This window comes from Anaeromassilibacillus senegalensis (assembly GCF_001261775.1).
GTDB classification, from domain to species: domain Bacteria; phylum Bacillota; class Clostridia; order Oscillospirales; family Acutalibacteraceae; genus Anaeromassilibacillus; species Anaeromassilibacillus senegalensis.
On sequence record NZ_LN868538.1, the window covers coordinates 211,868 to 238,559 of the forward strand.

General features: G+C 49.0%; 29 protein-coding genes, 1 other RNA gene and 1 pseudogene. 15 read left to right on the forward strand and 16 right to left on the reverse strand.

The window, feature by feature from the left end:
- Positions 1-13: 13 nt before the first annotated feature.
- Positions 14-2,632, reverse strand: a complete 2,619-nt coding sequence (locus BN2106_RS11330) for a calcium-translocating P-type ATPase, PMCA-type (protein WP_074017519.1) — start codon at positions 2,630-2,632, stop codon at positions 14-16.
- Positions 2,633-2,832: 200 nt separating this feature from the next.
- On the opposite strand from BN2106_RS11330, the gene BN2106_RS11335 reads away from it, so the two are divergent.
- The gene (locus BN2106_RS11335) at positions 2,833-3,366 is read left to right on the forward strand and encodes a phosphatase PAP2 family protein (RefSeq protein ID WP_050698704.1); all 534 of its coding nucleotides are present in this window, start codon (positions 2,833-2,835) and stop codon (positions 3,364-3,366) included.
- Between the two features lie 693 nt (positions 3,367-4,059).
- Positions 4,060-4,221 carry a rubredoxin gene (gene rd, locus BN2106_RS11345; protein WP_050698706.1) on the forward strand — a complete coding sequence of 54 codons (162 nt, stop codon included), beginning with the start codon at positions 4,060-4,062 and terminating at the stop codon, positions 4,219-4,221.
- 102 nt (positions 4,222-4,323) lie between these two features.
- On the opposite strand, the gene BN2106_RS11350 is transcribed toward rd, so the two are convergent.
- The 6 genes from BN2106_RS11350 to BN2106_RS11375 form a co-directional block, all read right to left on the reverse strand.
- On the reverse strand, positions 4,324-4,707 hold the full coding sequence (locus BN2106_RS11350; RefSeq protein ID WP_050698707.1) for a hypothetical protein: 384 nt from the start codon (positions 4,705-4,707) through the stop codon (positions 4,324-4,326).
- 148 nt (positions 4,708-4,855) lie between these two features.
- Positions 4,856-6,799, reverse strand: a complete 1,944-nt coding sequence (locus BN2106_RS11355) for an ABC transporter permease (protein ID WP_050698708.1) — start codon at positions 6,797-6,799, stop codon at positions 4,856-4,858.
- The gene (locus BN2106_RS11360; protein WP_050698709.1) at positions 6,774-7,673 is read right to left on the reverse strand and encodes an ABC transporter ATP-binding protein; all 900 of its coding nucleotides are present in this window, start codon (positions 7,671-7,673) and stop codon (positions 6,774-6,776) included. Before BN2106_RS11360 ends, BN2106_RS11355 begins: the two co-directional genes overlap by 26 nt.
- A 15-nt stretch (positions 7,674-7,688) precedes the next feature.
- Positions 7,689-8,090 (reverse strand): GntR family transcriptional regulator, encoded by a 402-nt coding sequence (locus BN2106_RS11365; protein ID WP_242846319.1) that lies wholly within the window; start codon positions 8,088-8,090, stop codon positions 7,689-7,691.
- Positions 8,091-8,159: 69 nt separating this feature from the next.
- Positions 8,160-9,278: an AI-2E family transporter gene (locus BN2106_RS11370; protein WP_195891835.1), complete on the reverse strand. Its 1,119-nt coding sequence runs from the start codon at positions 9,276-9,278 to the stop codon at positions 8,160-8,162.
- A 126-nt stretch (positions 9,279-9,404) separates the two neighbouring features.
- On the reverse strand, positions 9,405-9,653 hold the full coding sequence (locus tag BN2106_RS11375) for a helix-turn-helix domain-containing protein (RefSeq protein ID WP_050698711.1): 249 nt from the start codon (positions 9,651-9,653) through the stop codon (positions 9,405-9,407).
- Between the two features lie 354 nt (positions 9,654-10,007).
- Here BN2106_RS11375 and BN2106_RS11380 point away from each other — a divergent pair, with 354 nt between their 5' ends.
- The 4 genes from BN2106_RS11380 (at position 10,008) to BN2106_RS11390 (ending at position 13,951) form a co-directional block, all read left to right on the forward strand.
- The gene (locus BN2106_RS11380) at positions 10,008-11,474 is read left to right on the forward strand and encodes a nicotinate phosphoribosyltransferase (RefSeq protein WP_050699447.1); all 1,467 of its coding nucleotides are present in this window, start codon (positions 10,008-10,010) and stop codon (positions 11,472-11,474) included.
- 34 nt (positions 11,475-11,508) lie between these two features.
- Positions 11,509-11,854: RNase P RNA component class A (gene rnpB / locus BN2106_RS15425), an RNA gene on the forward strand.
- Between the two features lie 219 nt (positions 11,855-12,073).
- Positions 12,074-12,496 (forward strand): MarR family winged helix-turn-helix transcriptional regulator, encoded by a 423-nt coding sequence (locus BN2106_RS11385; protein ID WP_050698712.1) that lies wholly within the window; start codon positions 12,074-12,076, stop codon positions 12,494-12,496.
- Positions 12,497-12,607: 111 nt separating this feature from the next.
- A complete protein-coding gene (locus BN2106_RS11390) occupies positions 12,608-13,951 on the forward strand; it encodes an MATE family efflux transporter (protein WP_050698713.1) in 1,344 nt (447 codons plus the stop codon).
- Positions 13,952-14,052: 101 nt separating this feature from the next.
- On the opposite strand, the gene mltG is transcribed toward BN2106_RS11390, so the two are convergent.
- Complete coding sequence (gene mltG / locus BN2106_RS11395; RefSeq protein ID WP_154666514.1) at positions 14,053-15,171, reverse strand: endolytic transglycosylase MltG; 1,119 nt, start codon at positions 15,169-15,171, stop codon at positions 14,053-14,055.
- Between the two features lie 141 nt (positions 15,172-15,312).
- Positions 15,313-16,377, reverse strand: a complete 1,065-nt coding sequence (locus BN2106_RS11400) for a lysylphosphatidylglycerol synthase transmembrane domain-containing protein (RefSeq protein WP_050698715.1) — start codon at positions 16,375-16,377, stop codon at positions 15,313-15,315.
- A gap of 226 nt (positions 16,378-16,603) precedes the next feature.
- Here BN2106_RS11400 and BN2106_RS11405 point away from each other — a divergent pair, with 226 nt between their 5' ends.
- From BN2106_RS11405 to BN2106_RS16225, 7 genes and pseudogenes are all read left to right on the forward strand, one after another.
- The gene (locus tag BN2106_RS11405; RefSeq protein WP_050698716.1) at positions 16,604-16,801 is read left to right on the forward strand and encodes a spore coat associated protein CotJA; all 198 of its coding nucleotides are present in this window, start codon (positions 16,604-16,606) and stop codon (positions 16,799-16,801) included.
- Positions 16,798-17,058, forward strand: coding sequence for a spore coat protein CotJB (locus tag BN2106_RS11410; RefSeq protein ID WP_050698717.1), 261 nt, complete (start codon positions 16,798-16,800; stop codon positions 17,056-17,058). Before BN2106_RS11405 ends, BN2106_RS11410 begins: the two co-directional genes overlap by 4 nt.
- Positions 17,058-17,159, forward strand: a pseudogene (locus BN2106_RS11415) (manganese catalase family protein); the annotation flags it as partial. The gene BN2106_RS11410 and the pseudogene BN2106_RS11415, both read left to right, overlap by 1 nt.
- 59 nt (positions 17,160-17,218) lie before the next feature.
- Positions 17,219-17,392 carry a hypothetical protein gene (locus tag BN2106_RS11420; protein WP_195891836.1) on the forward strand — a complete coding sequence of 58 codons (174 nt, stop codon included), beginning with the start codon at positions 17,219-17,221 and terminating at the stop codon, positions 17,390-17,392.
- A 143-nt stretch (positions 17,393-17,535) separates the two neighbouring features.
- Positions 17,536-18,165: a superoxide dismutase gene (locus BN2106_RS11425; RefSeq protein ID WP_050698720.1), complete on the forward strand. Its 630-nt coding sequence runs from the start codon at positions 17,536-17,538 to the stop codon at positions 18,163-18,165.
- A 43-nt stretch (positions 18,166-18,208) separates the two neighbouring features.
- The gene (locus BN2106_RS16220) at positions 18,209-18,385 is read left to right on the forward strand and encodes a hypothetical protein (RefSeq protein WP_195891837.1); all 177 of its coding nucleotides are present in this window, start codon (positions 18,209-18,211) and stop codon (positions 18,383-18,385) included.
- A 28-nt stretch (positions 18,386-18,413) separates the two neighbouring features.
- Positions 18,414-18,572, forward strand: a complete 159-nt coding sequence (locus BN2106_RS16225) for a hypothetical protein (protein WP_154666516.1) — start codon at positions 18,414-18,416, stop codon at positions 18,570-18,572.
- 33 nt (positions 18,573-18,605) lie between these two features.
- Here the strand turns inward: BN2106_RS16225 and BN2106_RS11430 are convergent, their stop codons facing one another.
- Positions 18,606-18,845 (reverse strand): hypothetical protein, encoded by a 240-nt coding sequence (locus BN2106_RS11430; RefSeq protein WP_050698721.1) that lies wholly within the window; start codon positions 18,843-18,845, stop codon positions 18,606-18,608.
- Positions 18,846-18,953: 108 nt separating this feature from the next.
- On the opposite strand from BN2106_RS11430, the gene BN2106_RS11435 reads away from it, so the two are divergent.
- Positions 18,954-20,345 (forward strand): recombinase family protein, encoded by a 1,392-nt coding sequence (locus tag BN2106_RS11435; protein ID WP_050698722.1) that lies wholly within the window; start codon positions 18,954-18,956, stop codon positions 20,343-20,345.
- Positions 20,314-20,877 (forward strand): manganese catalase family protein, encoded by a 564-nt coding sequence (locus tag BN2106_RS11440; RefSeq protein WP_050699448.1) that lies wholly within the window; start codon positions 20,314-20,316, stop codon positions 20,875-20,877. Before BN2106_RS11435 ends, BN2106_RS11440 begins: the two co-directional genes overlap by 32 nt.
- Before the next feature lie 480 nt (positions 20,878-21,357).
- Here BN2106_RS11440 and cas2 read toward each other — a convergent pair whose 3' ends face one another.
- The 6 genes from cas2 to cas5c are packed head-to-tail and all read right to left on the reverse strand — an operon-like array spanning position 21,358 to position 26,683.
- A complete protein-coding gene (gene cas2, locus BN2106_RS11445; RefSeq protein WP_050698723.1) occupies positions 21,358-21,648 on the reverse strand; it encodes a CRISPR-associated endonuclease Cas2 in 291 nt (96 codons plus the stop codon).
- A 10-nt stretch (positions 21,649-21,658) separates the two neighbouring features.
- Entirely contained in the window at positions 21,659-22,690 is a 1,032-nt protein-coding gene (gene cas1c, locus BN2106_RS11450) for a type I-C CRISPR-associated endonuclease Cas1c (RefSeq protein ID WP_050698724.1), read from the reverse strand.
- Positions 22,687-23,352, reverse strand: coding sequence for a CRISPR-associated protein Cas4 (gene cas4, locus BN2106_RS11455; protein WP_050698725.1), 666 nt, complete (start codon positions 23,350-23,352; stop codon positions 22,687-22,689). The genes cas1c and cas4 overlap by 4 nt, the downstream gene beginning before the upstream one ends.
- 1 nt (position 23,353) lies before the next feature.
- On the reverse strand, positions 23,354-24,244 hold the full coding sequence (gene cas7c / locus BN2106_RS11460) for a type I-C CRISPR-associated protein Cas7/Csd2 (protein ID WP_050698726.1): 891 nt from the start codon (positions 24,242-24,244) through the stop codon (positions 23,354-23,356).
- Positions 24,237-26,027 (reverse strand): type I-C CRISPR-associated protein Cas8c/Csd1, encoded by a 1,791-nt coding sequence (gene cas8c / locus BN2106_RS11465; RefSeq protein ID WP_050698727.1) that lies wholly within the window; start codon positions 26,025-26,027, stop codon positions 24,237-24,239. The genes cas7c and cas8c overlap by 8 nt, the downstream gene beginning before the upstream one ends.
- On the reverse strand, positions 26,024-26,683 hold the full coding sequence (gene cas5c, locus BN2106_RS11470) for a type I-C CRISPR-associated protein Cas5c (RefSeq protein WP_050698728.1): 660 nt from the start codon (positions 26,681-26,683) through the stop codon (positions 26,024-26,026). Before cas5c ends, cas8c begins: the two co-directional genes overlap by 4 nt.
- Positions 26,684-26,692: the final 9 nt, after the last annotated feature.

Below are 26,692 nucleotides of genomic sequence, written 5' to 3' on the forward strand. Positions count from 1 at the left end.
ACACAGACTTTTTTTACGAAACAAACGCTTTTTTACGATCCTCTTTGCGCTGTTTTCTGCGTCGTGCACGCTTTGCCAGCGCCTTTTCCACCTCCACTACAAACAGCGGAACCAATGCCAAGGCCGCCACGACCAGCCATTGCATGGGCGCCAGGGAAGCGGTCTTGAAAATACGGGACAGCGGCTCAACAATGATCACACTCAACTGCAACGCGATGCAGGCGATTGCCGCCAACACCAGCTTTTTATTTTTAAAGATTCCAGCCCGAAAAACAGATTCAGAGGAACGCATATTAAAGGTATGCACCACTTGGGAAAAGCTGAGAACCGCAAAGGCCATTGTCCTGCCGATGATCGGCGCCGCGGGATCCACATCGAAGAAGATACGCCCGATGCTGTACGCCAGCAGTGCCAGCGAGCCGATCAGGCAGCCTTCCACAATGATGTTATAGCCCATTCCCCCGCCAAAAATGCTCTGTGTGGGCTTGATTGGCTTGCGCTCCATAACGTCACGGTCAATCGGCTCCACACCCAGTGCCAGCGCCGGCAGGGAATCTGTAACCAAATTGACCCACAGCAGCTGAATGGCCAGCAGCGGCGTCGGCAGGCGCAGCAGGAAACTGACAAACACTGTCAGGATCTCGCCGATGTTGCAGGATAGCAGGAAATGAACCGTCTTTTTAATATTTTCGAAGATACCGCGCCCTTCGCGTACTGCCGCAACGATTGTCGCAAAATTGTCGTCCGTCAGAATCATGTCCGCGGCGGCTTTGGCGACATCCGTACCGGACTGCCCCATCGCGCAGCCGATGTCCGCCGTCTTTAACGCGGGCGCATCGTTGACGCCGTCTCCCGTCATGGCGACCACCTCGCCGCGCGCCTGGAACGCCTGCACTATCCGCACCTTATGCTCCGGTGAAACGCGCGCAAATACGGAATACCGGTAGATGTTTTTTGTCAGTTCCTCCTGGCTGGTGCGGTTCAACTCCGCGCCGGTCATGACAGACTGTCCGGGCTGCAAAATACCGAGTTGCTCCGCAATCGCGGCAGCGGTGGCCGCGTGGTCGCCGGTGATCATCACCGGGCGGATTCCGGCGCGCTTGCAAAGGGCCACCGCCTCTTTTGCCTCGGGGCGCGGCGGGTCAATCAAACCAATCAGGCCGCATAATTTAAAATTGCGTTCCAGTTCCGTTTTATCCGCCGGCAAAGCGTCTATATCCTTATAGGCAACGCCCAAAACACGCAGCGCGCGGCGCGCCATCGCATCGTTCTGCCCGGCGGCTGTCCGGCTGGTACAATGGGTCATTAACACGTCGGGCGCACCTTTGGAAATGACACGATATCTTCCATTTTCCATCCGGTGCACCGTGGTCATCATCTTGCGCTCCGAGCTGAAGGGGATTTCCATCACCCGCGGATATAAAGCATCCAGCTCCTTTTTAGACGTAGGGCACGCCCGCACCAAGGCGGCTTCTGTTGGATCCCCGCAAACGACGCCTCCGGAAAAAGAGCAGTTGCTGCAAAGCGCCGCCAGCTTGAGCAGGTTTCTTCCTTCATTCGAGTCTATCGCCAGTTTTCCGGACGCGGTTGCCAACTCCACTACCGTCATTTTATTTTGGGTAAGCGTTCCGGTCTTATCCGAGCATATCACACTCGCGCTGCCCAATGTTTCCACCGCAGGCATGCGGCGCACAATTCCGCGCTTCGCCGCCATACGGCGCACGCCAATTGCCAGCACAATGGTCACTACCGCCGGAAGCCCCTCCGGAATGGCGGCGACAGCGAGACTGATAGAAATCAGGAACATTTCCAGCGGCTGCACATGCTGGAACAGGCCCATAACAAAGATGACCGCGCAGACAAGCAGCGCCCCGATGCCGAGCCACCGCCCGGTCTGCTCCAGTTTGCGCTGCAGCGGTGTCTGCGGTGCCTCCTGAGAATTGATCATGTGCGCAATCCGGCCAACCTCCGTCTGCATGGCGGTCGCTGTCACGATGCCGCTGCCATGCCCGGAGGTGACAGAACTGGTCGCAAACGCCATGTTCTTCCGGTCTCCCAGCGGCGTCCCCGCCGGGTGCGTTTTTTCCGCCTGTTTGGAAACCGGAAGGCTCTCCCCGGTCAGTGCGCTCTCTTCCGCTTTCAGCTCATAGGCTTCCAGAAGGCGCAGGTCAGCCGGCACCAGATCGCCCGCTTTCAGCAGAACCACGTCGCCTGGGACAAGCGCCGCCGCGTCGATGACGGATTCTTTTCCGTCACGTATGACCCGCGCGTGCGGGCTGCTCATCTTTTTCAGCGCCTCAATGGCTTTTTCCGCGCGGCTTTCCTGCACCAATCCTGTGATGGCGTTGATAACCACAATGGCTAGGATGATAATCGCATCGATGTAATCGTTGTCCTTTTGCAGGTAAGACGTAACAAAAGAAATTCCCGCTGCAATCAGCAGGACAATGACCATAAAATCTGAAAACTGCGCCAGGAAGCGCAGCAGCAGACTTTTCTTTTTTGGCGGGTCCAATTCATTTTTACCGTACTGTTTCAGCCGTTCCCGTGCTGTCTGGGTTGATAGCCCTGCCCGTGCGTCTGTGCCGAGACGTTTTTCACATTCCGCTTTTGTCAGGCTTTGCCATTCCAAATCTCCGTTCCCTCCTGTCCCTTTTCCGCCCGGTGACAGGCGGATACAAGGCATGTTTCTGCCCTTTGTCAATTTATATGAGCCGTTTGTTCCTGCTAGAAGCCGGAAGCGTATGTTTTCAGGGAATGCTATTGACGCAGCGGAAAAACAACGTTATGCTTTGATATATACTCTGATATAAAAGAAAAGGAGGCGATGTATTGGATGCATCCATCATGCAGTTCATACAACAATATTTTCATAACCCTGTAACAGATTTCCTGTTCCCCATCATCACCATGCTGGGGGAAGTTGGCCTGATTTGGCTGTGCACAGCCCTGATCCTGCTGCTCATCAAAAAACACCGCAAGAACGGAATTTTACTGGTGGCGGCACTGGCCATTACGTATCTGCTGGGAGAAGTCATTCTCAAGAACATCATCTGCAGGCCGCGGCCCTTCATGGACGACCCTTCCGTTGCCCTGCTGATCCCTCCCCCCAGCGGCTTTTCCTTCCCCTCCGGCCACGCTGCCTCCTCCTTTGCAGCCGCGACCATGCTGCTGCTGGTATACCGCAAAAAGGCCATCCCCGCGCTCGTGATGGCGATTCTGATTGCCTTTAGCCGTATTTTTCTTTTTGTCCACTATCCCAGCGACGTATTGGCCGGAGCGGTACTCGGAACGCTTTGTTCGGTGTGCTTGTATGTGCTCTATTATTCATGGAAACGAAACCATGTACAAGATATGGTATGCTAGATCATGAATCATCTCATCTCTGGCCATCTTTACTGTATTTTGCACAAACGTCAGTCATTTTATATGAAAATCCGTTTTTCTGTTCCAAGATTCTTGCTATTCCTCTAAAATTCGACACAATATGTATTCGTGCGACGATGCCCGTTTGGAACATCTAGCGCAAACAATTGTTTTGTGGAAAAATCTTTTTTCTTTCTCTTGCTTTATTTTCAATTATACTTTATCATTATAGATGTCACGCGTGAATAATTTTCACAACAGAGAAAAGGAGGACGCAGGAATTGACAAGACATATTGGGGATGTGTATTTGCCAAACACAAACTTGCGGTATTACCTGCTTGGGAATCCAAAAAGAGGATACTGCGCAAAGATTGTGGCGTACAGAACAGAAGAAGCTTGCGGCGTTATATCCAAAGATTACCGGACAGCAGAAGCGTTTGTCCGCAAGATGCATCGCAATGTTGTTTTTCCCGGCAATTTGGCGGAACATCTGGTAGATTTTAAATTCAGTAATCATTCCTATTGACAAACGTCCATCGATTGACTATACTTTAGAAGGTTAATCTGCTAGATTTAACCAATTCTCTGGTGTTTTTCCATCGACGCACGCATAAACCGGGGCATTTGGCGAACGATAAGAAACAGCCAGAATTCCATCAAAATGGATTTTACTAAAAAAGGAGTCTTTCAGTATGAAAAAGTACGTTTGCACCGCATGCGGTTACGTGTATGATCCTGAAGTGGGCGATCCGGACAGCGGCATCCAGCCCGGCACTGCCTTTGAAGACATCCCGGATGACTGGGTATGTCCTCTCTGCGGCTTGGGAAAAGATGTGTTTGAGCCGCAGGACTAAAATTAAACAAGCTTGTGCAAAAAAGACGCCCGGCGGACACGTTCCACCGGGCGTCTTTTTCCATCTATTGCAGCAGGGTCTGCCTGTTTGCAATTCTTTTCTTTAAACGTTTGTCATTTCACCTTCAAACAGATTGTTGAGCTTGGGAGCGTCCACCTGGGTAGAAACCAGCAGCTTGCCGTCGCTGCCCTCCCGCAGGTATACCCGGTTTTTCTGAAGCCAGACCTTTACGCTCCGGGCCTCTCCATTCTGCGTCAGATTGATTTCATAATCCGCGTTCTCCGGCAGAAATGTGCTTTCCTGTGCGGGTTTTACCGAACGCAGCATTTCGTCCAGAACGTCCAACGGGCCGTCGGCGGTCAGCGTCACCAGAGGGGCTGCTGCGCCGCCTCGATATACCACCGCGGAGGGTTCCTGTCTTCCACATCCGCAGAGTGCCGTAAAGCAGAGCAGCGTTATCAATCCCATCGCCATCCATTTTTTCATCGTTCGCCGTCCCCGCCGCGTTTTGCCCGGGGCGTTCCTCCCTTCGAGTAGATTATTTAAATCGCCTTCTATCAGTAATACACATGATACCGGCAATTTCTTTCAAACCAGGTGACAAATTTCTTACAAATTTCTAACGGATTTTTGTTTACTTAATCCAACCTTGCTCTTTCATAAATGCCCATGTATGGCTATCTTCCATGCCAGACATCTGATATTGCCCCTGCTCCAGAGAAATTTTTCCAGAATAGGCGCCGATTAACTCTTTTAATTTGCTGCCTTCCTTTGGAGTAAACAGCCTTGTATCCTTTTCTCCAAGCACTAAACTGAGAGCCACATTATCCCCGCGGGTAACTTCCGCCGCTTCCGTGCTTTCCGCTGTTTCCGCATACCGGCCCTTCACCTGCGTCACATCGATATCCAACACATCCTGGCGCATCGCTTCCAGCAGCTTTTCGCTCTCCTCCGGGGCCAGCTTATAGGAGACAGAGGTCGTTTCTTTCTCCGGGGTGTAATCCTCGATCTGCACGCCGGTGACAATCTCCGGTGTCAAATAAAACAACATATTCCCGCTCTCTTTGTATTCCCTGGAATTGCAGATTTCGCCGCTGAGATCCTTCAGCTCTTTCGGAAGGCCGACGGAATGCGAATCCCGGTAAACATCCCAGTAGGTCCTGGTGAGCGTTTTGCCATTTTTCAGATGATACGTAATGCTGCAAAGCGTCCCGTTCTGTCGTTCCATGCGGTACGGAAAACCAATTGACTTTTTGAAATCAATTAAGCCCTGATGGTATTGAAGAACCTTCTCGATGTTCTCCGGCTGCACCACATGAGATTCCGCTTTTGCAAGCGTATTGTACTTTTCATCTGTAATGTAGAAATGCCAGTCCGTAAAGCTGTCGTAATAAGAGTAATCCTGATAGGTTACACTTGCAACCTGGTCTACGCTGGGAACACGATCCGCATAACCGAAACCGCCTGTGCAGACAATGCCGTAGAAGGCTGCGAATACCACCAGAAACACGCCATAGCCGCCCAGGCTTCGCACCATTCGGGAGAAACCGCGGGAATATACCGCTTCCACAATGATGTGCGCCACCAAAGAACCGATCAGCAGGCCCAGGAGAAAATTGAGGGTCGTGGAATTGTACCAGTAGAAGATGAGCCCCAGTCCCAGGCCGCCAACCGCGGTAAGCAGAAACCGGATGATCTGCTTGGGAATCGCGAAGGCAAAGGTGTTTTCTGCAGACTCACTCTTGCGCCTTCTGTATAGATAGACGCACAACACAGCCAAAAAGACCGAAAAAACGATCCACCAAATTAAAAAAGTGATTTTTTCAGCATCAAATGCCTGGTCAACAGATGAAATTGCTGCAAAAACAGCCGTAAACGGAGAGATGAGCGTTGTCAAAAGAGGTGAAACGTGCTCCGTATTGAAGCCCGGCAGCAAGCAGGATATCACAAACAGAACGGCCAGGATCAAAAGCGGGTAGGCGATATTGACGCCGATGACGGACAAAACCATGTCGAGTGTCGTTCCGCTGCAAACCGCCATCAGCACACAGAACAAAAGCGCCGCTGCCAGCATCAGGAACAGCCACAGAAGCACGCTGTATAAATAGCCAATATGCGTCCCACTGTTTTCGATCCCATACGACAGACCGACCACCGCCACCACGCTGAAATTGATCAGCAGCGGTACAAAGAGCGTTGTCAGCCCCGCCAGAAAACGTCCCAGCAGCATGGCGGAACGGCCCACCGGCAGTGCATGAAACAAATCCACGCTGCGTTTATTGTGCATGTACTGGAACAGCGAAACCGCCGTCAGCAGGACGAACAGCAGACAAAGCGGCGTCACAAAAAAGGTCATGGACGCAAAAGACGTCCGTCTGAAAACATTTGCATATTGTTCCCCCGCCGGTATCCAGATGTTCATTTCCGTATTGGCAAGGGAAAACCAAACAACGAGCGGAAACGCCAGGAACAGCAGCACCGCCAACAGCGACGTCATGCCCAGGTTCTTCTTTGACGCCCACAGATACGTGTTTTTAAGTTCGGATAAAAATTTATTTGAGGATGTTTTCGATGTCATATCCCGCCACCTCCATTTCACTGATAAATACTTCTTCCAGAGTCAGCGGCAGCACCTCCGCAAATACCGGATGAAGCGCATTGATGTGTTCCAGAATCTCTTCCTGTTTTCCACGGACCACAAGGCTGATGAGTGAACCGCGCAGGTCCGTCTTTACAATATCCAGTCCTTCAAAAGCGCTGTATTCCGGCATTGGTTTAAAGACTGCCTGTACTTTGTTAATTCCCAGCTTCAGTTCATCCAGATCGCGCTCAAACAGCACGCCGCCTCTGTGGAACAGGCCCACATGGTCGCATACATCCTCCAGCTCCCGCAGGTTATGAGATGCAATCACTACCGTCATACCGCGGTCGGCCACTTCGCTGCCAATGATCCGCTTGAGCAGCTGCCGCATCACCGGGTCTAACCCATCAAAAATTTCGTCCAGTAAAAGCAGGTCAGGCTGCGTCGCCATCGCACAGATCAACGCTGCCTGGCGCTGCATCCCCTTTGACATGTTGCCAATATTTGTTTTCCGATCGATTGGAAACATCCCGCAGAGTGCTTCATACCGTCCGTCGCTCCAGTTGGGATACAGCTTTTTATAAAATGCGGCCATGTCGGTCAGCGTCGCCTGCGGCAAAAAATAGGGGTAGTCCGGAATGAAAAAGATCCTGGATTTTACCGCGGTCTTTTCAAACGGCGCCTCACCGTCCAGCAAAATCTCGCCGCCATCCGGTTGATAAATCCCCGCCAAAGTGCGCAGAAATGTAGATTTACCCGCGCCATTGCTGCCTACCAGGCCAAACACAGACCCTGACTGAACCTGAAACGAAATGTGGTCCAGCGCCGTTATGCGATCAAACTTTTTCGTCAATTCTCTTGCTTCTATCATCGTAAATCCCTCCTTTTATCTCAGGGGTGTTTCATTCGTTTCTGTTGACGCCGGTCTTTCATAGACGTTCTCCACGTGGCGCACCGCTTCTTCTCTCGGCATCCCACAATCCAGGGCGCTCTTTGCGGCGTCCCGCAGTTTTTGTGCCGCCATTTCTTTTTGCTGAGACAAAGCGTTGATATTTTCTGATATAAACGACCCTTTACCGGGCACTGAATAAATAATGCCATCGCGCTCCAGCAGCTGATAAGCCTTTTGCACGGTGTTGGGGTTCACGCCCAACTCCTGCGCCAGCGCACGGACTGAAGGCAGCTGTTCGTTTTCCTCTGCGGCGCCAAGTGCCGCCATGCGCGTGATATTTTTATACAACTGTTCATAAATTGGCAGCCGGCTCTTGTAATCCAGTGAAAACAACAATTCTCTCACCGTCCTTTCTGTATTATGCGTATTAGTACAGCAATACTATAGCACGCAGCACTCTGTCTGTCAATGCACTTTCTGCCAAATTTTCCTTTCTGCCGGCGAAGCCAGGGGTCGCTCACAATAAAAAACAGGCCGTAAAATTCCGGCCTGTTTCAAAACCTGAAGCATCAGCAGCAAACTGGTAAAATATATCAACAACACAAAACTGTTTGCCACCAAGGCAAAGTAAAGCGCCGCCAGCATCGTCAGGGGATGGATATGCGTCGTGGCAGAGACGAGCTTCGGCTCCAGCACCTGGCGGATCGCTGTGATCAACAGCCAGCAAACCAGCAACGAGATTGCACGCAGCGGATTCCCATTTGCCAAATAGGCCAGGGTTACGGGCAGGTACACCGCACCCGGCCCAAGCACCGGCAGGATATCCGCAAATCCGGCAATCATGCTCAACACCAATGGATACGGTACCCCCACAGACGCAAAGACCACCAGCGTCTCCAGAAAAGTAATGAAGTACAGCAGCAGATACGATGCAAAATACCGTCCGCCCATCGATACGCCATGCCGGGAGGCGTCGCGCAGGTGCGTTACCATACGCGGTGAAAAAGCCTGTACTGCCGCCGCCTTAATCTTTACCATATCTTTGGAAAAGAAATACGTGGAAACCACCATTACCAGAAACATCGCCAGCACCGTGGGCAGAGAGGTCAAAACCCCCAGCACCGCCGTCAGGACACCTGTAAGAATCGACGCACCCGTCTGGGCAAAATTGATGATCTGTTTCTGATTCTCCTGAATAAAGTTTTGATCGATGCGGCTGGCAAATTCGCCCGCCTGTGCAATGAGCCGGTTTAACGGCTCTGTCAAACGGCCGATATCCATTTCCGCTATGGCGCGGATCAGATTGCTGATCTCGCTGACCAGCCAGAGTCCCAGCAGGAACACCAGGCCAAATAACAAAAGATAAATGGCAAACGTTGCCGCAGCAGCGGCCGGCCCGGAGGTCACATGCAGGCGCTGCCGCAAAAACCGGATGCCCGGCTGCAAAAGCAGCGCCAGCAGAAATCCCGCCACAAACGGAAAAGTGAAACGCAGCGTACAGGCGAACAGCACAAAGCCCGCCGTGTAACACGCAATAAACAAAACATACGGCTTCAATCGCCCCCAAAGCTTCTGATTTAACAAAGCGTTCCCTCCTTCCCCATGCATATATATGGGACATAGAAGGGATTCATTCTGCCGTAAGCTTTGCCAATAGGGCATAAAAAAGAGAGCGTCCCGCCGAGCGGAACGCCCTCTGGCATTCAGAACTTATTGTTCTTTTCCAAGAAGCCAATCCACGGAGACGTTCAAAATATTGGACAGCGCCAATAACTCAAAGTCCGTCACATAACGGATTTGGCCTTCCAGCTTGGACAATCCGGAAGCGTTCATGTCGACCCCATTAACCTGAAGCTGAGCCAAAAGCTCCTTCTGCTTCATACCCTGGCTTTTGCGGGCCATCTCTACACGCGCTCCAACAAGATTGCGGGTTCCAAGTGCCTGTTTGCGTAATCTCATCCTAATTCACTCCCTACGTTCATTAAATTTAACCCATAACAACCCCTAAAACGATGAGAATTCTGGATAAAACCTTCCAATCCACCGGTATATCCAGTCAAATTCACTCGATATTTCTATTATAGTATCTATTTGTTGAAAATGCAATAAAAATATCCGACATTTTTTTATCTTCTTCGACACGGTCTTTCCCGTCAATTTTTACAAGAGAATTCATTTGTTATTTTCTTCTAACCTTGTTATAATATGCAAAACAGGGTTTATGCTCTTGCATATTGGCTTTTATCGCTCGCCGCGCTTCAGCGCACGGCAGCTATTCTATCATTGGAGATGTTTAAAATGACCACTCAGGAAATGTCCGCGCGCAATCTTACCATGCTCACCGATTTTTACGAAATCACCATGTCCAACGGATATTACGCCAACGGCTACCGGGACACTATCGTCTATTTTGACATGTTTTTCCGCCGGGTTCCGGATGACGGCGGGTTTGCCATCATGGCCGGCGTGCAGCAGTTTGTAGATTACATCAAAAATCTGCAGTTCACCGATGACGATATTGCATACCTCCGGTCCAAGGGTATTTTCCGGGAGGATTTTTTGAACGATTTAAAAAACTTCCAGTTCACCTGCGACATTTGGGCCGTTCCAGAGGGAACGCCCATTTTCCCCGGCGAGCCGATCGTCACTGTACGCGGCCCCGTGATCCAGGCGCAGCTGATTGAAACCATGCTGCTGCTGACCATCAACCACCAAAGCCTGATCGCCACCAAGGCAAACCGGATTGTCCGCGCCGCTGAAGGGCGGGCTGTCATGGAGTTCGGTTCCCGCCGCGCGCAGGGCGCCGACGGCGCGATTTACGGTGCGCGCGCCGCATACATCGGTGGCTGCTGCGGCACCGCATGCACCATCAGCGACCCGCAGTTCGGCGTACCGGCTCTGGGAACCATGGCCCACAGCTGGGTGCAGCTGTTCGACAGCGAGCTGGACGCGTTCCGCGCCTACGCCCGCGAGTATCCGCAGAGCTGCACACTGCTGGTGGACACCTATAACGTTTTAAAATCCGGCGTTCCCAACGCGATTAAGGTTTTCAACGAAGAGCTGCTTCCGCGCGGGTTCCGTCCCGCCGGCATCCGCATCGACAGCGGCGACATCACCTATCTGTCCCGCAAGGCCCGCAAGATGCTGAACGAGGCCGGTTTCCCCGACTGTAAAATCTGCGCCTCAAATTCTCTTGATGAGTATATTATACGCGATATGCTGATTCAAGGTGCGAAAGTTGACAGCTTTGGCGTGGGTGAACGACTGATCACCTCCGGCTCCGAGCCAGTGTTTGGCGGCGTCTACAAACTGGCCGGCGTGGAAAATAAAGACGGCACCATTACGCCGAAAATTAAAATCAGTGAAAACGTCAGTAAAATCACCACGCCGTGCTTTAAAGGCCTGTGGCGTCTGTTTGACCGCGAGACCGGCAAGGCGATCGCCGACGTCATCACCCTTCATGAAGAAAAAATCGACGACACGCAGCCGTATGAAATTTTTGATCCGGAGCACATCTGGAAACGCAAGCTGGTTACCAATTTCCGCGCGGTGAAGCTGCGCAAGAAGCTGTTTGAAGGTGGCCGCTATATCGGCGAGGAACGCAGCCTGGAGGAAATCAAAGCATACTGTGCGGAACAGGTGGACAGCCTCTGGGATGAAGTTACGCGTTTTGAAAATCCACACCAGTACTACGTGGACCTCTCTCAGCCTCTGTGGGACATCAAAAACAACCTGCTGGAGGAGCACACCGCCTTGCACAAGAGCGGAGCGCAGCGTTGACATCTCTTTTAAAATACGGTAAAATAATAACCTGCGAGCAGGCCAAACAGTCGCGGGCGCAACTCGAAAGGGTCCGCCTGAGGAAAGTCCGAGCTCCACAGGGCAAGAATAACGGCTAACGGCCGCCGGGGGCGACCCTAGGGAAAGTGCAACAGAGATATACCGCCGTTTTACGGTAAGGATGGAAAGGCGAGGTAAGAGCTCACCAGCGCACAGGAGACTGTGCGGCTCTGCAAACCCTATTCGGAGCAACACCGCAGAGGGACACCATGCGTCGGCCCGGCGCGTCCCGAGAAGGTGGCACTGAGCCGGAGCGGCAACGCACGGCCAAGATAGATGACTGTTCACGACAGAACTCGGCTTACAGGCCTGGTCGCACTATTTTAAAAAAGAAAATGCTCCCGTTTTTTGTATTGCAAAGTAACGGGAGCATTTTTATTAAGGAAAATATAATCTGGCACTTTTCGCACTGTTTTTCTTATAAACACTTGACAATTCCAGAATCAAGGAATACTCTAATGTATAGAAGCTATACTATATAAATTCTAAACAGAAGGAAGGGATGAAAGATAGACGAACGTATAGAGCTTACCGTTCTAATGGAGCGAGTCATTCACAAATACAACCAATGGGAAAGTAAGAAGCGCACCTATGGGACCGATACACTCCTGTCAAGGGCTGAAATTCATACAATCGCTGCTGTTGGAGATCATCCGGGAATCAATATTACGACACTGGCCCATACGTTAGGAATTACGAAGGGTGCAGCTTCTCAAATGATCTATAAGCTGGTAGACAAGGGCGCCATCGAAAAAAGGGGCTCCCCTCATTCGGATACAGAGGTGGTTTTAACACTTACAGAAGACGGGCAAAAAAATTATGCTGTCCATAACGAGTATCATCGTCAAACCAATGATGAAACCATTCGATTGCTCCGAGATATGCCGGTGGAACTTTACGCCTTCATGGTTAAATTTCTTTCCTCCTTTGAAAATGCTCTTGATCAAAAGCTGAATGAATGATTCCGTATTTAAAAAATGCTGTCGCAAACGGCGGCATTTTTTTACCCGTATTTGTTTAGATGCTATACAGTATTGCAACTAAATTCACTTTAGGGAAAGGATTTTATTTTTATGGATGAAACGCAAAAAAGAATGGATCTTTTAGAAAAACAACCGATTCAGAAAGCACTGTTAAAACTGGGGATTCCCACTATGATTGGTATGCTGGTATCTGCTCTGTACAACATTGTAGACGCATTCTTTGTTGGTCAGCTGGGAACCCTGCAGACAGCGGCTGTATCCATTGTTTACCCGCTTACGATGGTGGGGACTGGAATTGGTTTACTGTTTGGAAGCGGCGCGGGCTCCTACATTTCCAGACTTCTTGGAAAAAAAGATTACGAGAAGGTTTCTGTCTGTAGCAGCATTGCCATCTTTTCCGGAACCATTATCATTTCAGTCTTAGTGGCCTGCATGCTGGTTTGCTTTGATCCCCTGATGACTGTTTTAGGTGCAACAGACAGTACTATGATTTTTGTAAAGGCGTATGGGATGATCTATATCTTCGGGCTGATCTTCAATGTGTTCAACGTCATGATGAACAATTTACTGGTTGCCGAAGGAAATCCATCCTTTGCAATGCTTGCCATGCTGGTGGGTGGCTGTACCAACCTGATCTTAGATCCCATCCTGATATTTACATGCCATATGGGTGTTGCAGGCGCAGCGGTCGCAACGCTGGTTTCCCGGTTCATTTCCACTGTATTATATCTTCTCTATTTGCTGAGGGGAAAAAGCCTGCTTCATATTTCCATTCACAGATGGAGACCCGATGGTGTTGTATATGGACAAATTTTCAAAATCGGCCTGCCGGTTTGTATCTTCCAACTTTTATCGGGCGGTGCAGTGAGCCTGACCAACATCGCCGCCCGCCCATTTGGAGAAACAGCCATCGCCGCCATGGGAATTGTCAACCGCATCATGTCTTTGGACACCAGTATCCTGTATGGCTTTTTAAAAGGGTATTCCCCTCTCGTAGGGTACAATTACGGGGCCGGGAATAAAAAGCGAGTTGCTGAGGCGACAAAAACCGTCCTCCTGTGGAGCACCGCAGTCAATATTCTATTTGGCGTTGTGTGCATTCTTTTCTCTAAACAGTTGATCTACCTCTTTAATCAAGAATCTATGGCCGTAATGGAAATTGGAAGACTGGCGTTGACGATCGACGCTGTTTCCTTTATGACGTTAGGCTTCCAAATTGTCATTGGAAATTATTTTTTGTCAATTGGCAAAGCACAACAGGGCAGCATCTTGAGCATGTGCCGGCAAGGCTTCTTTTTTATTCCGTTGCTTCTTCTCTTTACACATATCTGGGGAATCCCCGGCTTAATCCTGGCACAACTTGCAACCGACATCTGCGCAACGATCCTAACCGCAATTTTATGGAAAACAGAAAAAAATCTGCAATTAACATAGGTATTTATAATGTTCTCTCCGTGTGCATCAAAAAGGAGGCCCATCCAAACGTTGGAAGGGCCTCCTTTTTGATATTTCTATTGAACTTAAAATTTAGAACATTACGCAGTCACAGCGCCTGTATTTGCCGCGCGCAGCCCGGCTGCCACCAGATTCGCATTGTGCTGCTCCAGCGTCGATGCAAAATAGGAGCTGCCCGCTGCTGAGTGACAGAAATAGTAATAATTGGTAGACGCCGGATTCAGCGCCGCCTGGATCGCTGTCAGGCTTGGATTGCAGATCGGTCCGGGCATCAAACCTTCAAAATTGTAGGTATTATAGGTGCTCTGGAAATCCGGGAATTGAGAGGGCACGTTGCCCTTTGCCCGGTACGGATAGTACATGGTGGAATCCGCCTGCAGGCGGTACACATTTACACTGCTGCCGGAGTTCAGACGGTTGTAAAATACAGAGGAGACATTCGCCATATCCGCCGCGGTGCCTTCCCGCTGTACCAGGGACGCCAAAGTGAGCACCTGCTCCTTTGTCAGCCCCGCACTGTTCTGCCAGTTGATCGTTGCCGTCTTTGTCTGGAAATTGTTGAGCATGGCCTTCAGCACGCTTTCCACATTCTGTCCCTTCCAGAAGTTGTAGGTATCCGGATAAAGATAGCCCTCCAGTTTGTAATAACGGCTGTCCGCATTGGGGATCGAGGAAATAAAGGAATAGCTGTCAAAGGCACTGCTGTTTGCCGCGTCAAAAACGGCCTTCATGGTGCACACGCCGCTGCGCTCCAATGTCTGCGCCACCTCACGCAGGGTTGAACCCTCCGGCACACGGACATTGACCGTCCCCTTCTCATCCCCTACCTTGACTGCCAGCATGTTCTCCGTGTTGGCATACCGCAGGTAAATGGTTGCAAGGCCCTCTTTCAGGCCGCTGATTTCATACAGATAGTTGCTGCCGGATTTCTTCACATATTTTCCCACTGCTACATCCGGATTGGAGGAAACCGCGTCCGGCGGCGTGCCGCGGTCCGGTGTGACAGTAACCGCCAAATAGTATTTCTGCGCCGTTGTTTTCAGTTCACAGCTTGCCGTATCCAGACGGATCACCGGGCTCGCCGCTGCAACGGAAACAGCCGCGTCCGCTGTCACCGGCGGCATATAAACAGCTGCACCACCCGCGCACAGCAGGCACAGTGCCAGTGCCAATCCTCTTTTTAACCATATTTTTTGCAAAACAAACACTCCTTACCAAAAATTCCATTTTATTCAGGTTCAGTATAGTGCAGCTCATTTCTTTTTTCAACCAAAGGGGTGAAAACAAATTGTAAATTTTTCGGTTTATACGGAAAAGGGAGCCGATCGGCTCCCTTTTTTCTATTGCATTTTTGCGGGGTTTTCCTCGTCCGGCAGATACTTTTTACGCCCTGTGGAGGCGGAAATGCAGCCGAACAGAATATTCGCATAATATGTGACAAGCCGCCATAGCATAATAGCGGGAATGATCGTCGGTCCAAAGAACATGCCAAAAAACAGGTAAAAACTGCCTTCCGCCCCACCGGAGGAACCCGGCAGCGGAATAAAGGCGGAAACCATCGTCACAAAGGTCTGCGCCGCCAGCATAGTGAGGACGGTTGCCTCCGGATTTCCTGCCAAACCAAAGCTGCGGAAAATGAAGTAGGGAATTAAACCTGCCAGCGTAATTTGCACCACAGTAAAGAAACCCGCCTGTAAATAGACCTTCGGGGAAGTCCCCATCGTCCGGGCGCTATCGTGAAACATCTTTAATTGACTATGCCATTTTTTGTACTTTGCAACCGGATGCTTACAGAAGCGGAACCGGTACAGTGTGCGCATGACAAAACGCAGGAAGCGGTTGGTCGCCTTTTCACTCAGCATAAACAGCGTGACCGCCAGAATAAACGTCCCGTTGGTAACCAGGCCGATGATCGTAACAAACGAAAAATTGCTGACGTTCTGCTGAAAATACCCCAAGCGCAGCACCACCATGAGCATTGCATAAATCACCATAATCGCCTGATAGGTCAGCGTTTTCATTGCTACAATGGAACCGGCTTTACCGGTATCCATACCCATTTTGTTCATAGAGTACATCTGCATCGGCTGGCCGCCTGTGGCAAACGGCGTCAGCGCGCTGTACAGCAGGCCGACCATCGCCACATGAAAGGACTGCCCATACCGCCAATTGGGGTACAGATGTTTGCAAAAGACGTTGAGCACATAGGTTTCCAGCACCCAACCGCCCGCCATGGCGCCCAACACCACCAAAAGCCACTCCACGCGAATACTGGAGGCAATTTGCCCCAGCGAGGTAATTCCGTCGGTGGTAAATAAAAAATACAACAGAACACCAGCGGATATAACGATCGTAATTATGACAAACAGGTTCTTTTTTAAAACTTCCAGTAATTTATGCCCCATATCGGTTCCTCAAATTTCTGCATCCCGCACAAGTATGCGGACATTTGCTTTCTTCCTTTATTTTTCAGCTGTTTTCTTATTCTATAACAGTTCTTGAAAATATACAAGCGAAATTTGCGCACCGAAAGGGCACCGGGTCCTTGCCCTCTGCATACTATGAAGATGGGATAAGCTCCATATCATTCCAAATTGGAATGCGTTAAAATCACTTGAAAGGAGAGTCACTATGGCCAACAATATGAATGGGCAGATGTGTGATCTTGCCCAACCGACTCCTCTGCCGGCTGTAACCGTGCCTGCAATGGCTTACGTGCCTTTTCAGCAGTTCAGCACCATTTACACGCCGGAACAGGGCCTGGATAACGGTACGATATTCCCGGAATTGAACAAACCGTTTTATGGAAGGAGAGGTGAACCCAAATGAACGAACAGGAAATGCTGATGCGTAAAATTTCCTCTCTGCGTTTCTCCATGTGGGAACTTCACCTTTTCCTGGATTCCCATCCGAACAACTGTGACGCTGCAAGAAAACTGGACGAAGCCCGCAAAAAAGCGGACGAACTGACCGCACAATACGAAGCAGCTTATGGTCCTCTTCATGAGACCAGCTCCAACACAAGCCGCTGGGCCTGGATTACCGGCCCGTGGCCGTGGGAAACCGGAATGGAGGATGATAACTAATGTGGGTTTACGAAAAAAGGCTGCAATATCCAATTAAAATTAAAAATCCGAACGCCGCACTTGCTAAAATCGTCATCTCGCAGTACGGTGGACCGCATGGCGGTTCGTGATGTATGTTCCGTTCTTTTTCGTAAAGACTAAGCGCGGAGGTGATACGAACATGCAGAAATACAGCGATCTTTACAGCCTGCTGGAAAGCGATGGCGAAGCGCGCCAATATTTTGAAACCCTGCCGGCCTACGTACAGGAAACCATCAGCGAACGCGCGGATGGTGTAAACTCCTTTGAAAGCCTGTGCAATTATGTGGACAAGCTGACGCGCGGTGACAACTGACTTTCAGCTTTTAATAAAATGGCTCCGGCTGGAATTTTCCTCCGGGGCCATTTCCAACTTGTATAGCCACCCATTCGCATGAAACACATGCTCCGCAACATACTATAAAGGGAATACCCATCACAAAAAGAAAGGATGATTCCATGAGCCAGCATTACCCATTCACCCTGGAGCCTCTTCCCTATGCATACGATGCGCTGGAACCGCAGATCGACGCGGAAACGCTCCATTTTCATCACGATAAACACTTACAGACGTATGTGGACAACTTAAACAAAACGCTGGAAAAGGTTCCGGATTACCACGATTGGAGCTTGGAAAAGCTGATTACACAGGGAGATTCCCTGCCGGAAGCCATTCGTACGCCTGTACGCAACAACGCCGGCGGCGTATATAATCATCAGCTGTATTTTCGCTGCATGGGACCGGAGAAAGACACACGCCCTTCCCAGAAATTTATGGAGGAACTCAACCGCTATTTCGGTTCCTTTGAGGATTGGAAAGAAAAAATGAAAACTGCAGCCGTCACGCAGTTTGGCTCCGGCTGGGCCTGGCTGGTCGTCGACCAGGAAGGGCGGATGCACGTTGTAAAAACGCCGAACCAGGATACGCCCCTTCCCAGCTTCATGCGCCCTCTGCTGCTTGTGGATGTGTGGGAACACGCCTACTATCTGCAATACCAGAATCGCAGACCCGAATATGTGGACAGGTGGTTTTCCGTGATCAATTGGAAACAGGTAGAAGAAAATTTTGAAAAAAGTTTCGGCTGTTAAAAACGCCGTTTCCTGTTAAAACTAAAAGCGGGGTGATGGTAATATGGGACAATATGCCGACATGTACCAACTGCTGTCCAAAGACTATGAAGCATGCCAATACTATTCCCTGCTTCCGTACGATGTCAAACAGACGCTCGGATACAAAGCGGACAGCATTTCTTCCATGGACGATCTGCACGCCTTCGCCGTCAACTTTCAGACAGAAGAAGACATGTGACGTTTTGATGCAACAGGAGGGATGTCAAATGGCCAACAGCTTGGATGACCTTTTCGAGGAAGCACCCGATGTACAGTTGTACTTTTGCTCGCTTCCCCCCGATATGCAGGATGCAATCAGTATGAGGTCCGAAGAAATCCGTTCCGTCAATGACCTGCAGCAATATGTAGAACTGCTGATGAACTAGAAATAGGAACTGTCGCGCGAATTGCGGCAGTTCCTATTTCTCTTTCCATAAGGCGTCTTCTTTTAATTGACACAAAACCGGTTTTAAATGTTCCGCTATTTTTTGGTTGATTTCCACCCTATCCCCTTCACGAATTGCTTCTTCTCCCGTTTCCAGCTCGTAACAATAAATTCCTTGAGACGATGGATTTTTACAAAACGAATAGGAAGCAAGTTCTGTTGTCTTTTCCCCTTGGTCTATAAAAACGGCCGCCGTAAATCCTTTCGAACCCATAAGCATCCCTCCTGAAAAAGCGTATTCTTTTTATGGATTGTCCTATGCAGAATTTTTACATATTCCCTCAAACGATTGATTAAACATGATAATGAGGAGGGATATGCCATGAAAACCGCCGCGGCCTATATTCGCGTCTCCACGGATGGACAGTTGGAATACAGTCCAGACAGCCAGTTAAAAGTTATTCGGGATTACGCCCAGCGAAACGGTTTTTCCCTTCCGGAGCAATATATTTTTCGAGAGGAAGAAGGGATCAGCGGAAAAAAAGCGGAAAAACGTCCGGCTTTTATGCAGATGATCGGCATTGCCAAGCAAAAACCAAAACCATTCGACTGCATCATCCTGTGGAAATTCAGCCGTTTTGCACGCAATCGCCGGGATAGCATTGTATATAAATCCATGCTCCGCAAACAGCTGGGAATCGACGTTGTCTCCGTCACAGAGCAACTGGGGGACGACAAGCTCTCCATGCTTATGGAGGCAATCATTGAAGCCATGGACGAATACTACAGCATCAATCTGGCGGAGGAAGTAAAGCGCGGTATGCAGGAAAAGGTCAGCCGGGGAGAACCGGTAACGCCTCCCGCGTTCGGATACATGATCCGGGAAAAAGCCTACCTGCCGAATCCGGAAACGGCCCCTGTCGTACAGTCCATTTTCCGCCGTTTTAACGGCGGCGCATCTTTCCGGGAAATTGCACAGGAGCTGAATGCGCTTGGCATCCGCACCGCAAAGGGAAATTTGTGGGAAAGCCGTGCGATTCGTTACATCCTTTACAACCCTGTCTATGCAGGAAAAATTCAATGGCATACGGCCGATACCGTCGGACGCAGATCGGATCTATCCGCCCTGCTCACAGATGGACGCCACGAAGCTCTCATCTCCCCTGATCTATGGACACAGGTGCAGAATCGTTTGAATCAATCTCAGGCAAAACAAAGCAAACACGCCAAAACGGCACAGCCAACGATTCTATCCGGCCTTGTGCGTTGTTCCAACTGCGGAGCGCGACTGGTAAAATCTTCGCGCAGTTCCTTTCAATGTCAGGCATATGCCCACGGTACCTGCAATGTATCTCACTGTATATCCGTACAAAAGTTAGAGAGCATGGTCCTTGCAGTCTGCTGTGCAGATTTGAACTCCTGCTCGATTTCACTGGAGCTGTCCGACTGCTCAAGGAATCGGAAATTCCTCCAGGTTCAGCTTGAAAGAGAGCAACAGAGACTGGACCGGCTGCGATGCGCATACGAATCCGGGGTTGAAACATTGGAGGAGTACCAGGAAGAAAAACAACGACTAAAAAGTCAAATTGCTCTGCTTCAGGAAAAGTGTTGTCTGTTTCTCTCTATTCATAGCGAAGAAGCCTACACGTTGCCAACACTTCTATTAAATCCTGATATTTTACCGTTGGGCAAAAATCGTTTGTTAGGCACTTTCATTAAATACATTGTGTTTGACTCTCAAAATCAGCATTTGGAAATCCACTATCAAGTCTAATTTTCCTCTCTTTTTACTATGCGGAGGACCGCATGGCGAGCTGGGTGCATCTCTTCGTTACCTCAGCCAGCGTTACACCATGCCTTATCCGGAATTAAAGGCAATTCTGACCGATATAGGTACAGAAGAACTAGCGCATCTGGAAATGGTCAGCACCATCGTGTATCAGTTAACCCGTGGTCTATCCACAGAAGATATCAAAAAGGCCGGCTTTGATACGTATTTTGTGGATCATACCACTGCTGTATATCCACAGGCGGCAAGCGGAGAAGCGTTCAGCGCAAACACATTTGCTGTTTCCGGAGATATGCTGGCCGATCTGCATGAAGACCTGGCTGCAGAACAAAAGGCTCGTCTGACATATGATAATATTCTTCGCTATGCAGACGATCCCGACGTACGCGATCCAATCAAGTTCCTGCGTGCACGTGAAGTCGTGCATTACCAGCGTTTTGGCGAAGCATTACGAATTGCAACAGATAATTTGAACTCCAAAAACTTCTATGCGTTTAACCCGGAGTTTGATAGATAAAAAGCTTTTTGATAGAGCGTTGCTCCAAATTGAAAAGCAAATGATAAAGTAAAAAGAGCCCAATCTTTACAGCAAGCTTTACTATTTGGAAGCATACTCCGCCAAAAAACCTCTGGATACTCAGAGTATTTCAACCCACAGGCTCGCACGGAGCCTGACCTAGGGACCCCTTCCACCCGTGTCGGGGTGCTGCTTTCAATCCATGGGCTCGCACGTAACCTGACACCGCCCAGGTTTTCACCTGGGCGGCTTTTTTATATCTCAACCCACAGGCTCGCACGGAGCCTGACAGCAAAAGTATCTAACTATCACCCTCTCTACTAATGCAACTTATACATATATCCAATTTATTTCCACTCTTTACGCAAACTAAAGCTTCTCATCTAGGTTGCAATTTTCCAATACAGACTCAAATTTCATTTTCGCCAGTGCGAATCTCCCTGCATTTTTATGTTAGCTTCCGATTCGCACTGGCCTTTCTTACACAATTAAAGGTTCCGTGACATCAAAAGATGGTTTTGCCCCAACATGTTCTACTTTTGTTTTATAGTTGTTTCCTAAATAATAAAACCGAAGGCTATCTGTTTTGGGGTCGATCAGAACTTCCAGTTTATGCTGTACCTCCTTGCATTTGGCCGCATCCAGAATGCACTCAAAAACAGAATTTTGCACTCTTTGTCCATAATTAACGCATTGTTTTGCTACTTTGCGCAAACGTTTTTTTCCTGCCGGCGTCTCCGTGTTGACATCATATGTGATCAGTACCAGCATTTCCCTTCACCTACTTCCACAAGAACGGTGGATATGCATCTAAATCTCCGCGGAGATAACGTGCCAACAGCATTGCTTGTACATAGGGAACCAAACCCCATTGGATTTTTTCATTTAAATATGGATGCGATATTATTTCCTGCTTTTTGGTCCGCCACTTTGTCAAAATGGTTCTTCGAACGTCATCTTCCATCAAAATCGCGCCGTTTTCCTTTCGCACAAAGTCCGATGGTTTGACCTCTTTTTTATTGATTAAGGATATGACAAAACGGTCCGCCATTACGGGACGCAATTCTTCCATCAGGTCCAGCTCCAACGACACCCTGCCCGGGTGGTCTCTGTGGACAAACCCCACATATGGGTCCAAACCGACCGCCTGTAAAGCAGCCGCGGTATCGTGTGTCAGGAGTGTATACACAAACGAAAGCAACGCATTTACATAGTCCAGCGGCGGGCGGCTATTTCTGCCGTGGAAATAGAAGCTTTCCTTCTGCTGTAATATCAAATCATCAAATACACTGAAATACTGTGTTGCCGCTTCTCCCTCATAGCCCCGCAACTCATCCAAATTTTTTGCCTGCTGTATCTGCTCTATGGATGTCTTCAAAAACTGTGCCACACGTCTCATTTTTTCTATGTCCAGACGGAGCGCATGGTCACGTATTGCACGCTCTAGAATCCACCAGGCATTGTATAGTTTTCCAATTATAAAATGGCTCCCAATCTCCGTACTTGCCACAACACTGTCTGACAAACGGTACTGCGTTTTTCGCAGCAGAACATTGCCGTATTCTTCTCCTGTAATACGAGCTAAAAAACGTCCGTGAGACGTTAAAAAACTGAGTGCAATGTTTCGTTTTGCACAAGCTCCCATCAAAGCGGGGCTGGCTCCCGTATAACCAAACGCAACAATTCCCTCCAGATTATGGAGTGGAACACGTTTTAACTCTACAGAGTCCTTTCGTATTACAATATTTTCACCGTCCAGCGCTAAATAGGTTTCCGGAGTGGTTACAAAAATTGTATTTCCCAGTTTTTTCATACGGTGTCCTCCCGCAACTTTTTATCCAGATAGGCCGCAACGGTCGTCTGCTTCATCATTTTGGGCAAACACAAATCCGCCAGTGAACATGCTTTGCAGTTCGCACCGGGTTTTACCTTTGGCGTATGTCCTCGGTTATAAAGCGCATGCATTTCCAACAGTATTGCCTGTACCTTGTCACGCAGTTCCTGGTCTAAGGGCACCTTGTTTCTCCTATTTGTTTCTCCATAGAACAGCGAAGCTTCTGGAATGTCGCAGCCCAGCATTTCTTCCAGACACATTGCCTGACAACATAACTGCAGACGATCCGCGTCGTTTTCCTTCGGTTTTCCCCTTTTGTATTCCACTGGCACAGGACGCCATTTTCCATCCCTTCCAAAGATGGGAATTCCATCGGGAGATGCATGCAACTCTACTACATCGCAAACGCCGTTGACGCCCAATGTCCCGGAAAACACCGCCATACCTCGGGATATCAACACGTCTCCGCGTTTTTCGGTAAACAGCGCATCGTGCGCCTTTTCATGCATAATGCTGCCTTCTACTGTCCAGATGTTTTCCTGCCATTGCTGTTCAATATGGATCAATGCCCATTGCCTGCGACAATAGGAAAAATGCTGAATTCCCGCAATGTTTAGAAACTCTTCCTCACGATACGCCATATCACACCATCCTGACGCAACTGACTCCCTCCGGTAATACCGCCGTATCCACCGCAATCTCGTAGTCCTGATACTGCCTGGCGATTTGTACGCTCTCTTTCCGCTTAACGGATACCGTATCAAACAGCTTATATGACGGAGCGTTCCCCAGCTCGCTCTCATGGCGGAAAACAATCAACTCGCGCACGGTCATTTTTCCACGAGCCGCGGCATGGTCGTGCTCAAACATATTGACAACTGCATTCCAAAACAGTTCTAAGTCTTCTTCGGAAAAACCGGTGACTTTCCGGGCCAAATTGGCAGAAATAAATCCTTCTGCACGATAAAGCGCATAGGGAATCACATACTTTCTTCCCATCTCCGTTCCCTTTTTTTCCGCGTCTTCTTTGGTCGTAATTGCCACACGGGTAATGGTAACCTCCTGCTGTACAACCGGGTCGATGCTTCTGGCAAAGGTCAGCTGCACCGGACCTCGAACCTGGCCGCAGTTCAGTTTTGCTTTTACAAAGGTGGTCATAACCGCACCAAAGGTCCGGATATCAAAAAAGTTTTTGCACATAAAGTCACGGATTTCCAAATCCAGATTTTCACGGTTCTTTTTGGCTTCTTTAATATTCTTAGGATCAATTTGCAGCATTTCAAACGCAGTTTCATCGCTTGCATTCAGAGGCACATTGTCCTTAATATAAATTTTATAACCCGGTTCATCTTCCTTGACGGTTTCTATGTAGTTGCGGATCTTGCGTTTAAGGCATACATCTGTAACGATGCCATGACCGGTTTCCGGATCAATACGCGGCATATTTCCGGCGTCGGGGTCTCCGTTGGGATTTCCGTTTTCCACGTCAAACAGGATTACAAATTCATAGCGGTTGCAAATCGGTTCACTCATTTTCAGTTCCCTCTTTCTTTTTATAGTTTGCATTTTTCTGGTGATAGTATCCCAAAATGAATACACCCTGCTCGTTCAAAGACAAGTGAACAGGAATCGGATCATTTTCTACGTCCAGTTTTTGTAAAAGCTGCTCAATGCGTTTGTCACTGACACCACCATACGCCGCTTTGGCGATGTGGTGCTGCGAAAGCCGCAAAAGCACTGGAAAAACTGCGCCCGGCGTTGCACAGGCAGAGGTAAAATAGCGATCCCGGATCGTTGCGTTGATCCCAGGATTCGCATCCTGCTGTACTTTTTCCAAAACAGCGAACAATCGGCCTAAAACATATGCCTTGTTATTGCTTTCTTCATTTAAAGCCACTTTACATTCCTCCTGATACCCTTTAAAATTTTTCAATAGATATGCTTTAATGGTTGCCGTTTTTCTATAGCTTGCCTCATGCTCCGCACGAATTCGCAGCATAACGGCATTCATCAGCAGCGCGGGATAATTCTGCCCCATTAAAACTGCACGGGAAACCGCCCCAGCCAAAAGGGGAGAAGCGCTTTTATCTGTCGCATTTTCTGATACGGTTTCCTCCAACATTTCTCTAATGGAAATGATCTCTCTTTCATACGCCGCATGCTCCAGTTCCAGACGTTTATAGTGCTGCTGCATATTTTCAATAAAGCTCCCGAAGGTATTGTGCAGGAAAAAACGAATGGAAAGGCGCGCCGCGTTAGGGGCAAGGCCCAAGATATAAAAATCTGTCTTAGGATTTAAAATATCCGAAAAATCAGCAATATTTTGGCCACGCAGCAATTTTTCTACTACACTTTTAACCAGAAACTCTGCCCCTTTACTCTGGACCTGCTTTTCATCTATTGACGTTGGAGCAGGAGAGAAATAGCCGCCAAAGACATCCTGATAAATCGGCTGAGAGCTTTCCGCCCAATAGACAACGGTGGTATCGCCCAAAACGATCCGGTGTTTTTCATCCGCTAAAAGATAGTTTAAAACCGTGGTATATGCAAAGGTCGCATATTGACTGACAGGTGCATTTAATCCTTGGCCTTCATTCCGACTTTTTTCTCGTCCATAAGATTCATATGCTGGGCCATTAAAGGATACGATAGACGCACCCATAGATTGAGCGCCCTTTACACCTTTAATACTGGGGTGCAGTCTTGCAATAGGTTGTTGCTTGCCAGTGACCAGACACTGCATCTGCGCACCGCTTTTTTCTGCATTTTTGTTCGTTTCCCACGCACACTGAATCGCTGGTACCTGATGTAAATATGCACCTCCGTCCAATTTAAAGATCAAAAATGCACCCGAAAGCAATTCATCCATATATGGCTCAAGCACCGGAGATTGCGCTGCCTGCTCCGGATTCCATTGCTCAATAAACTGCAACAAAGCCTTCGCTTCAAGACAATCCACATCCTGTAAAATTTCCCGGTGCCGCCTTTGAAACTCCTGAAAACACTTTAGGGCTCGCTCCGGCTTTCCCTTACTGTCAATTCCAAAAATGTAGGCGGCATTCTCACATAAAAAATTGGACTTAACGCCTACCGTCTTCTTTTCCTGCTCCGGCACTTTCATCGGCCTTGGAATTTCCACGGTCTTTTTTCCGCGCAAAACGCTCTTTTTCAAGGGAATCAAACCCAAGAGCTCTCCTTGGGCAGATAGGTTGACTGCAAAAGATATCTTTGCTGAGGAATATCCTGGGCTGGCAATGTCACACTCGTCGTTCTCCGCCAAAATTTCATAGTAACGCACCAACGACTGCAAAATCATCGTACCACCTCACAGTCACGTAAATCAATTACGCCGTTTTCCATTCTGGCACGGAAAAAGACCGGCTGAATATTTTGGGAATCACTGTAGTCCATGTCGTACAACATATATCCCAAATCCCGGCTCTCCGGGATGCCCAACGGCTCCGGCTCGTCCTCTTCCACCAGACGAAAATGCGCAGGGAATTCCCGGCAACCGAAGCACGGCATATGATAGCATTGTCCATTCCGCATCCGGCGCGCCGCAATTGCGTAATGCTTTTCCGGCGTATCACGTTCTCCCGCCTGCTGCGTCATTTCAAAATGTGCTTCAATGATGTAGCAGACGTCCTGTAACAACATAGAAGCTCGCTGTTGGATTTCCGACGAAGTATCAATATACAAAGGTTTATTCGCGCCTTCCATAACCGATCGGACATTCCGAGCCGATATTTTACACCCTACTTCGTTTCTTCTGACGTTGGTAAACGAAATTTTTCTGCACACCTGAATCCTGTCAACTTTCCATTTAATCGCCGGTTTCCAGTAAATCGCCTCTATGATACCTCTTGCGGCGGAAGGAGTGATCACATCATAACTGACGCGTTCCACCTTCATTTCGGGGCGGGTAAAAAGCGCATATTTGCCCCAAACTTTCAATTTAATGCCATATCCCAAATCAAGTCC